This is a genomic window from Streptomyces sp. NPDC021749 (assembly GCF_040640655.1).
Taxonomy (GTDB): domain Bacteria; phylum Actinomycetota; class Actinomycetes; order Streptomycetales; family Streptomycetaceae; genus Streptomyces.
This window is the reverse complement of the sequence record NZ_JBFACE010000012.1, coordinates 143,983-157,356: the sequence shown is the minus strand read 5'-3', so window position 1 is coordinate 157,356 and position 13,374 is coordinate 143,983. Positions and strand designations below refer to the sequence as shown.

General features: G+C 73.4%; 15 protein-coding genes. 4 read left to right on the top strand and 11 right to left on the bottom strand.

What is annotated here, in order from left to right:
• Positions 1 to 39: 39 nt before the first annotated feature.
• The 3 genes from AB0G35_RS14935 to AB0G35_RS14925 form a co-directional block, all read right to left on the bottom strand.
• A complete protein-coding gene (locus AB0G35_RS14935; RefSeq protein WP_360948513.1) occupies positions 40 to 540 on the bottom strand; it encodes a hypothetical protein in 501 nt (166 codons plus the stop codon).
• Positions 541 to 643: 103 nt separating this feature from the next.
• A complete protein-coding gene (locus AB0G35_RS14930; protein WP_360948511.1) occupies positions 644 to 1,039 on the bottom strand; it encodes an ACT domain-containing protein in 396 nt (131 codons plus the stop codon).
• A 10-nt stretch (positions 1,040 to 1,049) separates the two neighbouring features.
• Positions 1,050 to 1,658 carry an ABATE domain-containing protein gene (locus AB0G35_RS14925; RefSeq protein ID WP_360948509.1) on the bottom strand — a complete coding sequence of 203 codons (609 nt, stop codon included), beginning with the start codon at positions 1,656 to 1,658 and terminating at the stop codon, positions 1,050 to 1,052.
• A gap of 161 nt (positions 1,659 to 1,819) precedes the next feature.
• Between AB0G35_RS14925 and AB0G35_RS14920 the strand changes: the two genes are divergently transcribed.
• Positions 1,820 to 2,578 carry a maleylpyruvate isomerase family mycothiol-dependent enzyme gene (locus tag AB0G35_RS14920; RefSeq protein WP_360948507.1) on the top strand — a complete coding sequence of 253 codons (759 nt, stop codon included), beginning with the start codon at positions 1,820 to 1,822 and terminating at the stop codon, positions 2,576 to 2,578.
• A gap of 57 nt (positions 2,579 to 2,635) precedes the next feature.
• On the top strand, positions 2,636 to 3,364 hold the full coding sequence (locus tag AB0G35_RS14915; RefSeq protein WP_360948505.1) for a leucine-rich repeat domain-containing protein: 729 nt from the start codon (positions 2,636 to 2,638) through the stop codon (positions 3,362 to 3,364).
• A gap of 18 nt (positions 3,365 to 3,382) precedes the next feature.
• Here the strand turns inward: AB0G35_RS14915 and AB0G35_RS14910 are convergent, their stop codons facing one another.
• From AB0G35_RS14910 to AB0G35_RS14890, 5 genes are all read right to left on the bottom strand, one after another.
• Positions 3,383 to 3,622 (bottom strand): DUF397 domain-containing protein, encoded by a 240-nt coding sequence (locus AB0G35_RS14910; protein ID WP_360948503.1) that lies wholly within the window; start codon positions 3,620 to 3,622, stop codon positions 3,383 to 3,385.
• Positions 3,623 to 3,716: 94 nt separating this feature from the next.
• Positions 3,717 to 4,883 carry a thiolase domain-containing protein gene (locus AB0G35_RS14905; RefSeq protein ID WP_360948501.1) on the bottom strand — a complete coding sequence of 389 codons (1,167 nt, stop codon included), beginning with the start codon at positions 4,881 to 4,883 and terminating at the stop codon, positions 3,717 to 3,719.
• A complete protein-coding gene (locus AB0G35_RS14900; RefSeq protein WP_360948499.1) occupies positions 4,880 to 5,923 on the bottom strand; it encodes a thiolase domain-containing protein in 1,044 nt (347 codons plus the stop codon). The genes AB0G35_RS14905 and AB0G35_RS14900 overlap by 4 nt, the downstream gene beginning before the upstream one ends.
• Positions 5,920 to 6,870 (bottom strand): OB-fold domain-containing protein, encoded by a 951-nt coding sequence (locus AB0G35_RS14895; protein ID WP_360948497.1) that lies wholly within the window; start codon positions 6,868 to 6,870, stop codon positions 5,920 to 5,922. The genes AB0G35_RS14900 and AB0G35_RS14895 overlap by 4 nt, the downstream gene beginning before the upstream one ends.
• Before the next feature lie 18 nt (positions 6,871 to 6,888).
• On the bottom strand, positions 6,889 to 7,689 hold the full coding sequence (locus AB0G35_RS14890; RefSeq protein WP_360948495.1) for a crotonase/enoyl-CoA hydratase family protein: 801 nt from the start codon (positions 7,687 to 7,689) through the stop codon (positions 6,889 to 6,891).
• A gap of 189 nt (positions 7,690 to 7,878) precedes the next feature.
• Between AB0G35_RS14890 and AB0G35_RS14885 the strand changes: the two genes are divergently transcribed.
• Positions 7,879 to 9,507 (top strand): acyl-CoA synthetase, encoded by a 1,629-nt coding sequence (locus AB0G35_RS14885; protein WP_360948493.1) that lies wholly within the window; start codon positions 7,879 to 7,881, stop codon positions 9,505 to 9,507.
• 51 nt (positions 9,508 to 9,558) lie between these two features.
• On the opposite strand, the gene AB0G35_RS14880 is transcribed toward AB0G35_RS14885, so the two are convergent.
• Together AB0G35_RS14880 and AB0G35_RS14875 are read right to left on the bottom strand one after the other, a co-directional pair.
• Positions 9,559 to 10,188, bottom strand: a complete 630-nt coding sequence (locus tag AB0G35_RS14880) for a chorismate mutase (protein ID WP_360948491.1) — start codon at positions 10,186 to 10,188, stop codon at positions 9,559 to 9,561.
• A 125-nt stretch (positions 10,189 to 10,313) separates the two neighbouring features.
• Positions 10,314 to 11,012, bottom strand: a complete 699-nt coding sequence (locus AB0G35_RS14875) for an alpha/beta hydrolase (protein WP_360948489.1) — start codon at positions 11,010 to 11,012, stop codon at positions 10,314 to 10,316.
• A 122-nt stretch (positions 11,013 to 11,134) separates the two neighbouring features.
• Between AB0G35_RS14875 and paaK the strand changes: the two genes are divergently transcribed.
• Entirely contained in the window at positions 11,135 to 12,463 is a 1,329-nt protein-coding gene (gene paaK, locus AB0G35_RS14870; protein WP_360948616.1) for a phenylacetate--CoA ligase PaaK, read from the top strand.
• A 4-nt stretch (positions 12,464 to 12,467) separates the two neighbouring features.
• Here paaK and AB0G35_RS14865 read toward each other — a convergent pair whose 3' ends face one another.
• A complete protein-coding gene (locus AB0G35_RS14865; protein WP_360948487.1) occupies positions 12,468 to 13,268 on the bottom strand; it encodes a VOC family protein in 801 nt (266 codons plus the stop codon).
• Positions 13,269 to 13,374 lie beyond the last annotated feature (106 nt).

Sequence of the window (13,374 nt, the reverse complement as noted above, 5' to 3'; positions counted from 1 at the left end):
GTCCGTCCGCCGGGCGTGGTTTTTCGTGCGGGTGCGGCGTCAGCCCTGCTGGAAGAGTTCCGCGGGCAGCGGCTTGAGCAGCGCGTAGAGGTCGTCGGTGATCGGGCGGTCCCAGCTGGCGATGGTGACCAGGACGCCGTCGCTGCGGTCGAACTGGGCGCAGGAGATGCGGCTCTCGGAGCACTTGATGCGCTTGACGATCAGCAGGTTGTCGTCGTGCATCACGGGGGTGTCCTCGCTCTCGACGACCGTGACCGGTTCGTCGTTGCCGAGCGCCGCGAGCAGCTGGGCAACCTCGAAGGGCACCTGGTCGTCGTCCAGCTCGCGGGCCGGGGAGCCCTCCGGGAGGTTGCCGATGATCATCGCGGGGCCGCGGCCGCCGAAGAGGTCGTAGCGGAGGAAGACGCCCTGGCAGCTTCCGTCGGGTGCGGGCAGCAGCCCGGCGCCCAGGTTGCCCGGCCAGTCCCCCGGGTCCATGGCGAGAACGTCGAAGTCGGGACCGGCGGGCGTGGCTGCGCTGCGGCGGCGGAGGAAGGACATGCCGCCATCGTACGTGGCCCGGCGGGGCTCGCCGCGCCGGACGTCGGGGTGGTGGGCGGCCCTCGGGGCCGGTGGGGCGGGCCGGTGTGCGGGGTGCCGGGGTTCAGTCGCGTACGGCCAGTTCACCGAGGCGGCGCAGTGCCTCGTCGGCCGCTTCATAGGGCACGAAGAGGTGGTCGTGGTGGAAGCCGGCGACGACGTTGCAGCTGAGGCCGGCGTCGGCGAGGACGGTGGCGACGGCGGCGGTGAGCCCGACGGCGTCCAGCGCGGAGTGCACCCGCAGGGTGATCCAGCCGGCGACGTAGTCGTACGGCAGGCCGGCGCGGTCGGCCTCCTCCTGGCGCAGGACGAGGGTCAGTCCTTCGGGTTCGGCGACGGTGACGACGGGTGCGAGTCCGGCGGGGATCGCGCCGCGCACGGCCGTGAAGACGTACCGGCCCTCCTTCAGTTCGGGGCGCATCCCGCTCAGCAGGGTCGGAAGATCGCGTTCACCGGTCATGCCGCCCACCTTACGAGGGGTCGCGCCGTCCTTCCTTGTGCCGCTCGCTGTGGCGGGCGACCCGGGCGCGGTTGCCGCAGGAGGGGCTGCACCATTCCTGGCGGCCGTGTTCCTTGACGAAGTAGCGGACGCAGCGCGGGGCGGGGCAGGCGCGCAGCCGGGTGCGGTCGGGGCCGGCGAGGAAGGTGAGGGCGGCGCGGGCCAGTGCGGCCACGATCCGGTCCGCGGCGGGCGGGGCTCCGTGCGGGTGCAGCCGCAGTGCGGGCGGGACGCCGGGCTCCCAGCTGAGCCGGGGGGAGGTGGGGACGAGGGCGGCGGCGCTGTTCAGGCGGTGCAGGGCGGTGTCCTCGGGGAGCAGCCGGTGGGCGTCGGCGGAGCTGGGCGGTCCGGGGCGGACGGCGCGGGCGAAGAGCGCGCGGACCGCGGCGCGCAGGTCGCGTACGGCGGTGTGCAGCGCCGGGTCGGCGGTGACCGGGTCGGCGGCGCAGTCGAGCAGGGCGGCCCGCTCGGCGATCCAGGCGGTGAGTCCGTCCGGGTGGGCCAGGTCGTCGGTGACACCGCCGTGGCCGTCGTGGCGGATGGTGACGGCGAGATCCAGTGCGAGCCGTGTTGCGGTCATGGAGCTAATGGTAACGTCATCTGCAACCATTAGGTTCGGAAGGGAACTCCAGGGGGGAACATGGCCGATCTCCGTCAACTGCGGTGCGGCCTCCTGGTGTTCGGCACCCGGCCGGCCCGCCGCCGGACCGGCGAGAACTGGACGAAGGAGCTGCTGTGGCCGTGACGTCGGAATCCACCGCACCGGAAGAGACCGTGCCGGAACCCACCCCGTCGGCCGAAGAGGTCCGCGCGGAGATCGAGGCGGGCCAGGAGCGGTTGCGGGCGCTGCTGCCCGGGCTCACGGACGCCGCGGTACGCGCACCGAGCGCCCTGCCCGGCTGGTCCCGCGCCCATGTCCTCGCGCACATCGAGGGCATCGCCCGCGCCACCGCCCGCCAGGCCCGGTACGCGCTGCGCGGTGAGCTGGTCGAGCTGTACGACGGCGGGCGCGCGGAGCGGGCCGCCGGTATCGAGGCCGGTGCGGTACGGGACGCCGCGGCGCTCCGGGAGGCGGTGGGGGCCGCGCTGGACGAGTCCTTTGCGGCCTGGGCGGCGGTCGGTCCGGCCGACTGGTCGCGCCCGGTGCGCTACCGGGACGGCGATCTGCGCACGGTGCTGTGGGCCTGGTGGCGGGAGCTGGAGATCCACACGGCGGACGCCCGGCTCGGCCACGGCCCGCAGGACTGGCCGCACGGGCTGTGCCACCACCTGCTGAGCCATCTGGCGCCGCGCGCCCCGAAGGATCTGCGCCTGGTGCTGGAGGCCACCGACGAGGCGTTCCGGCGGGAGTACGGCGACGCCGGCGCGCCCGAGGTGACCGTACGCGGCCGCCGCACCGACCTGGCGGCCTGGCTGGCCGGCCGCGCCCCGCACCGGCCGCTGGACTGCCGCCGCGCGAGCCGCCCTGCCCCGTTGCCGGACCTGCTGGACTGGCCGTAGACAGCCCCTGCCCCGAGACGCGAGACTCCCCTCCCCCTCCTCCCGAAAGGGCTCCGCATGTCCGCGCCGCCCCGCACGCTCAACTACTGGAAGGCCGGGCTGGGTTCGGTGCCGCCCGAGGTGTGGCAGCGCACGGACTGGGAGGTGCTGATCCTCGCCGACAACGCGCTGACCTCGGTTCCGGCGGCACTGGGCGGGCTGCGTGCGCTGCACACCCTCGACCTCGGCCACAACGCGCTGACCGCGGTCCCCGCGGAGATCGGCGGGCTGACCGGCCTGACCCGCTACCTCTATCTGCACGACAACCGCCTCACCGCCCTGCCGGACACTCTCGGCCGGCTGGACCGGCTGGGCTACCTCAACGTCGGCGAGAACCCGCTCGGCCGGCTGCCGGACACGCTGGGCGAGATGACCGCGCTGGTCGAACTCCGCGCTCAGAAGGCGAGGTTGACCGGACTCCCGCCATCGGTGGGCCGGCTCGGGCGGCTGCGTGAGCTGTGGCTGGGCGGCAATGCGCTGACCGGGCTGCCCGCGCACGTCGCCGCGCTGCACGAGCTGCGGGTGCTGGAGCTGCGCGACAACGCCCTGCCCGGCGTGCCGGAGGCGGTGCGCACGCTGCGCCGGCTGGCCCGGCTCGATCTGCGCGGCAACCGGATCACGGAGCTGCCGCGGTGGATCACCCGGCTCCCCGCACTGGAGAAGCTGGATCTGCGCTGGAACGCCGTGGACGACGGTGCGGAGCCGGTCCGGGCGCTGCGCGCGAACGGGTGCGTGGTGCTCACCTGACAGCGGCCGGCGCCGCGCCTACGTCAGGTCGAACTCCCCGTCGCGGGCGTCGAGGACGAAGGCGCGCCACTCGGCGGGGCTGAAGATCAGCGCCGGGATCTCCGGGCTGCGGCGGTTGCGCATCGCGATGTAGCCCTCGACGAAGGCGATCTGGACGTCGCCCACGCCCTGGCTGCCGGACTGCCACTCGGCCTGGGACAGGTCGAGATCGGGCCTGGGCCCGCCCGCGAGCCGCTGCTCGGTGATGCTGTCGGCCACGTCGCCGCTCCTCCCGGTTCGGTCGTCCGCGGCCAGCCTAGCCACTGTCCCGCGGGTCGGACAGAGGACGTGGCGGGCCGGGCCGGTGCGTCCGTCAGGTGGCGGGCGGTTCGGCGCCGACCAGCCACATGGCGAAGAACTGCGAGCCGCCGCCGTAGGCGTGCCCGAGGGCCCGGCGGGCGCCGTCGACCTGGTGTTCGCCCGCGCGGCCGCGCACCTGCAGCGCCGCCTCGGCGAACCGGATCATGCCGGAGGCGCCGATGGGGTTGGTGGACAGGACGCCGCCGGAGGGGTTGACCGGGAGGTCCCCGTCGAGTTCGGTGACGCCGGACTCGGTGAGCTTCCAGCCCTCGCCCTCGTCGGCGAAGCCGAGGTTCTCCAGCCACATGGGTTCGTACCAGCTGAAGGGGACGTACATCTCCACCGCGTCGATCTGCCGGCGCGGGTCGGTGATGCCGGCCTGGTGGTAGACGTCGGCCGCGCAGTCCTTGCCGGCCTGCGGGGAGACGAAGTCCTTGCCGGCGAAGAGGGTGGGCTCGCTGCGCATCGCCCCGCCGTGCATCCAGGCCGGCGGGTGCGGGGCGCGCGCGGCGCCTTCCCGGCCGGTGAGGATCATCGCGCAGGCGCCGTCGGAGGAGGGGCAGGTCTCGGAGTAGCGGATCGGGTCCCAGAGCATGGGCGAGGACTGGACCTTCTCCAGGGTGATGTCGTGCTCGTGGAGGTGGGCGTAGGGGTTCTTGAGGGCGTTGCGGCGGTCCTTGTAGGCGACCAGGGAGCCGACGGTGTCGGGGGCGCCGGTGCGGCGCATGTAGGCGCGGACGTGCGGGGCGAAGAAGCCGCCGGCGCCGGCGAGGAGCGGCTGCTGGAAGGGGACGGGGAGCGACAGGCCCCACATCGCGTTGGACTCCGACTGCTTCTCGAAGGCGAGCGTGAGGACCGTGCCGTGGACGCGGCCCGCCACGAGGTGGGCGGCGACCAGGGCGGTCGAGCCGCCGACCGAGCCGGCGGTGTGCACCCGCAGCATCGGCTTGCCGACCGCGCCGAGCGCGTCGGCGAGGTAGAGCTCGGGCATCATGACGCCCTCGAAGAAGTCGGGCGCCTTGCCGATGACCACGGCGTCGATGTCGGACCAGGTCAACTCCGCGTCGTCCAGGGCGCGTCGGGCGGCCTCGCGGACGAGTCCGGCGATCGACACGTCCCGGCGCGCCGCCACGTGCTTGGTCTGGCCGATGCCTACGACGGCCACGGGCTCCTTGCTCATCGGGGATCCCCTTCGAGGACGGCGACCAGGTTCTGTTGCAGGCAGGGGCCGGAGGTGGCGTGGGCGAGGGCGCGGTCGGAGGTGCCCCGGTGTATCCCGGCGGCCGCCTCCCCGATGCGGAGGAGCCCGGCGGCCATGATCGGGTTGGCGGCGAGGGCCCCGCCGGACGGGTTGACCCGCACGGAGTCGTCGAGCCCCAGGGCCTTGCGCAGGACGACCTCCTGCGAGCTGAACGGCGCGTGCAACTCGGCGGTGTCCAGCGGACGTTCGAAGGCGCCGGCCTTCTCGGCGGCCAGCCGGGTGGACGGCGAGTCGGTCAGGTCGCGGACGCCGAGGGCGTGCGCCTCGATGCGGTGGTCGATGCCGCGGATCCAGGCGGGCCGGGCGCAGAGTTCCCTGGCCCGGTCCCCCGCGGCGAGGATCACGGCGGCGGCGCCGTCGCCGATGGGCGGGCAGTCGCCGGTCCGCAGCGGGCGTACGACGTAATTCCCTTGTGGCACGGGGCCTTTGAGCTGGGCATGGACGTTGTCGGTCGCCCGGCTGCGGGCCCCGATCGCCGCGAGCGCCGGCTCGTCCGTCTCGCCCGCGTCGATGAGTGCCTGCGCCTGGAGCGCGGCGAGCGCGACGGAGTCCGGCCACAGGGGCGCGAGGTAGTACGGGTCGAGCTGGCGGGTCAGGACGTCGCGTACGGAGCCGGGCGAGGACTTGCCGTACGCGTAGACGAGAGCGGTGTCGGCGTCCCCGGTGAGCAGCTTCGTCCACGCCTCGTACAGGGCCCAGGCGCCGTCCGTCTCGACGTGCGACTCGGAGATCGGCGGCCAGGCGCCCACACCGTCGAGGGCCATGGTGAAGGAGAAGGCGCGGCCGGCGAGGTAGTCGGAGGAGCCGGAGCAGGTGAAGCCGATGTCGCCGGTCCTCAGGCCGGTCCGGTCGAGGACCTCGTGCAGCACCGGGAGGAGCATCTCCACCTCGGAGAGCTCGTCGCTGGTGCGCCGGTGGTCGGTCTGGGCGAAGGCGACGACCGCGATCTCACGGGTCATACCAGCTCCTTGTAGGTGTCGTACTCCGCGTCGGGTTCGCCGGTCGGCCGGTAGTGGTCGGGGTGGCGGCCCCCTTCGGTCCACACCGGCTCGACGCGCAGGCCCATCCGCACCTGGTCGTACGGGATGCCGCCGATGCGCCCGTGCAGCGGGAGGTCGGCGCCGTCGAGGGCGATGTGGGCGTAGACGTACGGGACCTCGATGTCCAAGTTCTTCGCCTTGATGTTGACGATGCAGAAGGTGGTGACGGTGCCGCGCGGGCCCACCTCGACCTGGTCGGAGGTGGCGACGCCGCAGGTGGGGCAGGCGCCCCTGGGCGGGACGTAGACCTTCCGGCAGGAGGGGCAGCGTTCGCCCACGGTCCGCCGCTCGGCGAGGGCGTGGAGGTATCCGGACTGGGCGCGGCCGGGCGAGTGGACGTAGTCGAGGCGGGCGGGGGCGACGATGCCGGTGACGGTGTCCTCGAACTCGCCGGTGTGGCCAGCGGGTTCGGCCGGATCGCCGTCGTACGGCTCGAAGCAGGCGATGTCCGTGATGGCGCCCTTCCGGTCCTCGGCCCAGCGGATGCGGACCCGCATGCCGGTGTGCACCGCCTCGGGGGCCGGGGCGTCGAGCGCGTGCAGCAGGGCGGTGTCGGCGCCGTCGAGGCGGACCAGGACCCAGGCGAACGGCGTGCCGAGGGGCTGGCCGCGGCGGGGCTCGGGGTTCCAGGCCCAGGTGGTGACCGTGCCGGTGGGGGCCACTTCGACGAGGCCGCCGAGGCCGCGGATCTCCTCGGCGGTGACGGGGTCGTACTCGACGGGCGGGACCAGGATGCGGCCGTCACCGGTCCGCGCACCGAGGACGACGCGTTCGCGCAGGCCGGTGAGGAAGGCGCGCTGGACGGGGCCGAGGGAGCGGGTGAAGGGGAATTCGACGACGAGCGGGGCGTTGAGGACGTCGGGCATCGAAGGTTCTCCTCGGGATCAGGCGCGCTTGTACACGGGCGGTCGCTTCTCCGCGAAGGCGCGGGCGCCCTCTTTGGCGTCGGCGGTGTCGAAGACCGGCCAGCCGCGCCGGAGTTCGGCGGCGAGGCCGTCGGTCTCGGTCAGCTCGGCGGTCTCGTACACCGAGGCCTTGACGGCCTCCACGGCGAGCGGGCCGCAGGCGTTGATCTGCTCGGCGATCTCCAGGGCCTTGGCGAGCGCCGTGCCGTCGGGGACGACATGGCCGATCAGCCCGATGTCCGCGGCCTCCCGGGCGTTGTAGGGGCGGCCGGTGAGCAGCATCTCCAGGGCGTGGGTGCGGGGGATCTGGCGCTGCAGGCGGACCGTGGAGCCACCGATGGGGAACAGTCCGCGTGCGACCTCGAAGAGGCCGAAGGCGGCGGACTCGCCGGCGACCCGGATGTCGGTGCCCTGGAGGATCTCCGTGCCGCCCGCGACGCAGGCCCCCTCGACGGCGGCGATCACCGGCTTGCGCGGGCGGTGGTGGCGCAGCATCGCCTTCCAGTGCAGGTCGGGGTCGGCGGTGAGCCGGTCGCGGTACTGCTGCCCGGCCATGCCCTTCCCGGCCAGGGCCTTGAGGTCCATCCCGGCGCAGAACGCGCCGCCGGCGCCGGTGAGCACGATCGAGCGGACGGCGTCGTCCTCGTCGGCCGCCACCCAGCCGTCGTACAGGCCGACGAGCATGGGGAGCGAGAGTGCGTTCTTGGCGTCGGGCCTGTTGAGCGTGAGCACCAGTGTGGCGCCTTCGCGCTGCACGGTGAGGTGTTCCGTCCCACCCATTGCGGTCTCCCGTCTGCAGGAACGAGAACAGGTTGCAGTAGCCGCACGGCGAGTTCAAGGCTTTTCTGACAGGTAGTCAGATTACTTGCGCCGGGCCCCTTCCCTGCTCCTGTCCGCGGCGCTCTAATGACCGCCGGGGTCCGGTGCCGCGGACTCCCCTGCGCCGATGCCGCCCGGTCTGGAGGAGACGTGGAGTACAACCTTGCCGACCTCTTCGAGTCGATCGTGGACACCGTTCCCGACCGCGAGGCCCTGGTGTACCTCGACCACCCGGGGACCGGCACGGAACGGCGGCTGACGTACGCGGAGCTGGACCGCGCCGCCAACCGGCTGGCCCACCACCTCGCCGGCCGGGGCATCGGCCCCGGGGACCACGTCGGGCTGCACCTCTACAACGGCGTCCCCTACCTCCAGGCGGTGTACGCGTGCCTGAAGATCCGCGCCGTGCCGGTGAACGTCAACTACCGTTACGTAGAAGAGGAGTTGGTGTACCTCTACCGGGACGCCGACCTGGTGGGGCTGGTCTTCGACGCGGAGTTCACCGACCGGGTGGCCGCCGCCCTGCCGCAGGCGCCGCGACTGCGGCACCTGGTCCGGGTCGGCACCCCGCCGGACGGCGCCCCGGAGCCCGCGGTCGCGCCGGTCGCGCTCGCGGACGCCGAGGCGTCCGGCTCACCGGCCCGCGGCTTCGGGCCGCGCTCCGCCGACGACCAGATCGTCATCTACACCGGCGGCACCACCGGTATGCCCAAGGGCGTGATGTGGCGGCACGAAGACCTCTTCTTCTCCGGCATGGGCGGCGGCGCACCGACCGGCGATCCGGTCACCCGGCCGCAGGAGCTGGCCGAACGGGTCGCGGCGGGCGGCGAGGGGATCGTCTTCTTCCCCACTCCCCCGCTGATGCACGGCACCTCGACCCTGACCGCGTTCATCGCCTTCCACTTCGGCCAGAAGGTCGTCCTGCACCGCAAGTACGTGCCCGAGGAGGTGCTGCGGACCATCGAGCGGGAGCGGGTCACCAGCGTCTCGCTGGTGGGTGACGCGATGCTGCGCCCGCTCGTCGATGCGCTTTCCGGGCCGCTCAAGGGCACCGACTGCTCCTCGCTGTTCAGCGTCAGCAGTTCGGGCGCGATCCTCTCCGAGACCGTACGCGCCCAGTTCGCCGCGCTGGTGCCACACGCGATGCTGCTCAACAACTTCGGCTCCTCGGAGTCCGGCTTCAACGGCACCGCCACCGACGACTCGGGCCCGGCCAAGGGCTTCCGGCTGCGCGTCAACTCCCGTACCGCCGTGGTGGACCCGGCGACGCACGAGCCGGTGCCGGCCGGCGAGGTGGGGCGCCTCGCCCAGCGCGGGCACGTACCGCTGGGCTACTACAACGACCCGGCGAAGACCACCGAGACGTTCTTCGAGGCGGGAGGTGAGCGGTGGGTGCTGCTGGGCGACATGGCCACGGTCGACGAGGAGGGCATCGTCACCGTCCTCGGCCGGGGCTCGCAGTGCATCAACTCCGGTGGCGAGAAGGTCTATCCGGAGGAGGTCGAGCAGGCACTGAAGGCCCATCCGGACGTCTACGACGCGTTGGTGGCGGGCGTTCCGGACGAGCGGTGGGGCAACCGGGTCGCCGCGGTGGTGCAACTCCGCGACGGCAGCGCGCCGTTGGACCTTCCCGCCCTCCAGGCCCACTGCCGCACCCGGCTGGCCGGTTACAAGGTCCCGCGCGCGGTGGTCTTCACCGACCGCATCCAGCGCTCCCCGAGCGGCAAGGCCGACTACCGTTGGGCGAAGGCGGTGGCGGCGGGCGAACGGGGGGCGTGAGGGGCCTCGGCCCCCGCCCTCCCGTTCCCCCCGGCGGCGGGTGGCCGCCGGTCAGCCGGCCGCCCCGCACACCGACGCCAGCGAGCGGGCCAGCGCCACGGTGTGCAGCGGGTCCAGGTGGCGCGCGTGGCGCACCCGGGCGCCGGCCACGGTCAGCAGCGGGCGGCAGGACGGTACCGAGCGGGCCGGCGCGGAGGCGGCGATGGCCCGCACCAGCTCGGTGTTGATGCGGTTGATCTCCTTGCGGACCTCGCCCAGGTCGGGGCGCTCGGCCGGGGCCTGCGACGGGTCGGCGTCCCAGCGGCGGTGCAGTCCGCGCTGCACGATCTTGTTGGCCTCGATCTGGTCCCGGAAGATCCGCACCGTCACGGCCGGATCGGCGCCGAGCTGCCGGGCCTGCTCCGCCACCGCGTCCAGCACCTGCTGCTCACGGGCCGGATCGTCGATCGGACTGCCGGTGCCCCACTTTGCCGCGGCCACCAGATCGCCGGTGGCCAGCCGCTCCGCGGACAGCTCGGCGAGCGGGCGGAGCATGTCGTACGGGGAGTGCGCGCGGGCGGCGGCCGGGGCCGCGGGCGAGGGGGCGGCGGGTGCCGCGACGGCGCCGCCGGCCCCGGTGAGGAGCAGGGTCGCGGCGGCGCCGGCGATCAGTGCGCGGCGCATCGGGCGGGTCGGCTGCACGGTCGGCCTTTCTCGAACCTGGGGCCGGCCGAGGGGAGTTCCCCGGGCGGGCCGTACGCGGGAGGGCGTACGGCCGTGAGCCTAGACGGCCCGCCCGCCCGCCGGCGGCGGGTCCGCGCGGCGGGCTACAGCGGGGGCGGCAGGAACGAGGTGACCGCGGCGAGGAACTCGCCCGGGCGGTCCTCGTGGACGAGGTGGCCGGCGCCCTCGACGGTCACCAGGCGGGCGTCGGGGATCCGGGCCGCCATCTCGGCGAGGTGCTCCTGCGGGATGGGGCTGGTGGGGCCGCCGCCGATGACGAGGGTGGGGGCGGTGATCCGCGGCAGGCACTCCCACCACTGCGGGTCGGGGGCGTTGCGCTCGGCCACCACCGCCGTCTTGGCGCGCCAGTCGAACGCCGGTGGGCCGGCCGGCTCCTCGGGTGCCTCCTGCGGCGGGTCGGCGGGGAGCGGCGGGGCGGCCTCCTCCAGGATGAGCCGGTCCACCAGCTCGGGACGGTCGGCGGCCAGCAGCAGGGCGGCCACCGCGCCGACCGAGTGGCCGATGAGGGTCACCCGCTTCAGCCCGAGCGCCTGGAGGAAGCCGATCACATCGTCCCGCCAGCGCACGAAGCCGTACTCCCCCGGCCAGTCGCTGTGCCCGTGGCCGCGCTGGTCGAGGGCGAAGACCCGGTGGGTGCCGGCGAGCCGGCCGACCACGCCGCGCCAGTCCTCGCCGTCCTCGCCGAGGCAGTGCAGCAGCACGACCGGGGGCGCGTCCTCCTCTCCCCACACCCGGTATGCCAGCCGAACGTCACCTACCTGCACTTTCCGGACGTCACTCATGCGCTGGACGCTACCCGGGGGCCGCCTGCGCCACGCCCCTTGACGTGTTCGCCGCGCGCTGATTACTTGGATCAGCATGCAGCTACCGAATGATCGGTAGGGGAGACGAGGCGGTGACACTCATGCCGGAAGCGGCCACGGGCAGGGCGACGGACAGCACGGGCTTCGACGACGCGGAGCGGCTCGCGCCGGACGCCCTGCGGGACCTCCAGCTGACCCGGCTGCGCGCCTCGTTGCGTCACGCCTATGACCATGTGCCCTTCTACCGCGAGGCGTTCGACCGGGCCGGGGTGCGCCCCGAGGACTGCCGAACGCTCGGTGACCTGGCCCGTTTCCCGTTCACGGTCAAGGACGACCTGCGCGCGCAGTACCCCTTCGGGATGTTCGCGGTCCCCAGGGAGGAGGTGCGGCGCATCCACGCCTCCAGCGGCACCACCGGCCGCCCGACCGTGGTCGGCTACACCGCACGCGACCTCGACCACTGGTCGGACGTGGTCGCCCGCTCGATCCGCGCGGCCGGCGGCCGGCCCGGCCACACGGTGCACATCGCCTACGGCTACGGGCTGTTCACCGGCGGGCTGGGCGCGCACTACGGCGCGGAGCGGCTGGGCTGCACGGTCGTCCCGGCGTCCGGCGGGATGACCGGCCGGCAGGTGCAGATCATCCAGGACTTCCGGCCCGAGATCATCATGGTCACGCCGTCGTACATGCTCACCCTGCTGGACGAGTTCGAGCGGCAGGGCATCGATCCGCGGACGACCTCGCTCAAGGTCGGCATCTTCGGCGCCGAGCCCTGGACCGAGCAGATGCGCCGCGAGATCGAGGAGCGGTTCGCGATCGACGCCGTGGACATATACGGGCTGTCGGAGGTGATGGGCCCGGGGGTCGCCCAGGAGTGCGTGGAGACCAAGGACGGGCTGCACATCTGGGAGGACCACTTCTATCCGGAGGTGGTCGACCCGGTCACCGGTGAGGTGCTGCCGGACGGTGAGCACGGCGAGCTGGTCTTCACCTCGCTCACCAAGGAGGCGATGCCGGTCGTCCGCTACCGCACCCGCGATCTGACCCGGCTGCTGCCGGGCACCGCCCGGCCGGCCTTCCGCCGGATGGAGAAGATCACCGGGCGCTGCGACGACATGATCATTCTGCGCGGGGTCAATCTCTTCCCGGCGCAGGTCGAGGAGATCGTGCTGCGCACGCCCGGGGTCGCCCCGCACTTCCAGCTGCGGCTCACCCGCGAGGGCCGGATGGACCATCTGACCGTGCGCGCCGAGGCCCGCCCCGATGCCACCCCCGAGGCACGCACGGCAGCCGTGGGGTTGATCGCGCGCGGGGTCAAGGAGGGGATCGGGGTGTCGGTCGCCGTGGAGATCGTCGATCCGGAGACGCTGGAGCGCTCGGTGGGCAAGATCAAGCGGATCGTGGACGCCCGGCCGCGGGACACCGCCTGACCGCTCAGGTCATCTCCGGGTCCCCCTTGATCAGGGCGAACGGGGCGCCGGCCGGGTCCGTCACCATCGCCAGCCGGCCGACGCCGGGGGCGGTGGTCGGCGGGATGAGGACCGTGGCGCCGTGGTCGAGGGCGGCGGCGTAGGTCGCGTCGCAGTCGGTCACGCCGAAGTACGGGTGCCACTCCGACGCCGAACCGGCCGCCAGATTCTCCTCCGCCAGCTGCATGACGCCGCCCTGGCCGGTGTCCTCGCCCTCGCCGCCGCCCGGCGAGGAGACGATGGAGTAGAACCGGTCGCCGCCCACCGGCATGTCCTGGAAGCTCCAGGAGAACACCGAGCGGTAGAAGCCCTTCGCCATGGCCACGTCGGTGGTGTACAGCTCCGTCCAGCACAGGGTGTTGGGCTCCATGACCACCTCCAGGCCCTGGACGTCACCGGGCTGCCAGACCGCGAAGTCGGCGCCGGTCGGATCGGTGTAGGCGGCCATCCGGCCGGCCGTGAAGACGTCCGTCGGCGGGACCCGCACCGCGCCGCCGGCCTGCTCCACCGCCTTGGTCGTGGCGTCCGCGTCGCTGGTGTGGAAGTACGCCGTCCACGCCGGGCTCGCGCCCTCCTCGGTGAGCGGGCCGACGGCGCCGACCGTCTTGCCGTCGAGCTGGAAGAAGCCGTAGCCGCCGGACTCCGGGCCGGCGGACCGGATGCGCCAGCCGAAGACGGCGGAGTAGAAGGCGACGGCGGCGTCGACGTCGGGTGTGCCCAGGTCGAGCCAGTTGGGGGTGCCGGGGACGTAACGGGTGGTCAGCATGGTGTCCTCCGTCGTGCGAACGAGACGTGCAGGGGCCGTCGGCCGGCTGTTCCCCGGCCACGTTTTCAGCATGGCAGGGGGCACTGACAGCCGCCCTCGCACGCGT

Excerpts from the sequence above, each read along its gene's own strand:
- AB0G35_RS14890 (WP_360948495.1), bottom strand. The coding sequence starts at position 7,689 with ATGGGTGGGACGGAACACCTCACCGTGCAGCGCGAAGGCGCCACACTG.
- AB0G35_RS14900 (WP_360948499.1), bottom strand. The coding sequence starts at position 5,923 with ATGACCCGTGAGATCGCGGTCGTCGCCTTCGCCCAGACCGACCACCGG.
- AB0G35_RS14865 (WP_360948487.1), bottom strand. The coding sequence starts at position 13,268 with ATGCTGACCACCCGTTACGTCCCCGGCACCCCCAACTGGCTCGACCTG.
- AB0G35_RS14875 (WP_360948489.1), bottom strand. The coding sequence starts at position 11,012 with ATGAGTGACGTCCGGAAAGTGCAGGTAGGTGACGTTCGGCTGGCATAC.
- AB0G35_RS14935 (WP_360948513.1), bottom strand. The coding sequence starts at position 540 with ATGTCCTTCCTCCGCCGCCGCAGCGCAGCCACGCCCGCCGGTCCCGAC.
- AB0G35_RS14930 (WP_360948511.1), bottom strand. The coding sequence starts at position 1,039 with ATGACCGGTGAACGCGATCTTCCGACCCTGCTGAGCGGGATGCGCCCC.
- AB0G35_RS14905 (WP_360948501.1), bottom strand. The coding sequence starts at position 4,883 with ATGAGCAAGGAGCCCGTGGCCGTCGTAGGCATCGGCCAGACCAAGCAC.
- AB0G35_RS14895 (WP_360948497.1), bottom strand. The coding sequence starts at position 6,870 with ATGCCCGACGTCCTCAACGCCCCGCTCGTCGTCGAATTCCCCTTCACC.
- AB0G35_RS14915 (WP_360948505.1), top strand. The coding sequence starts at position 2,636 with ATGTCCGCGCCGCCCCGCACGCTCAACTACTGGAAGGCCGGGCTGGGT.
- paaK (WP_360948616.1), top strand. The coding sequence starts at position 11,135 with ATGCCGGAAGCGGCCACGGGCAGGGCGACGGACAGCACGGGCTTCGAC.
- AB0G35_RS14925 (WP_360948509.1), bottom strand. The coding sequence starts at position 1,658 with ATGACCGCAACACGGCTCGCACTGGATCTCGCCGTCACCATCCGCCAC.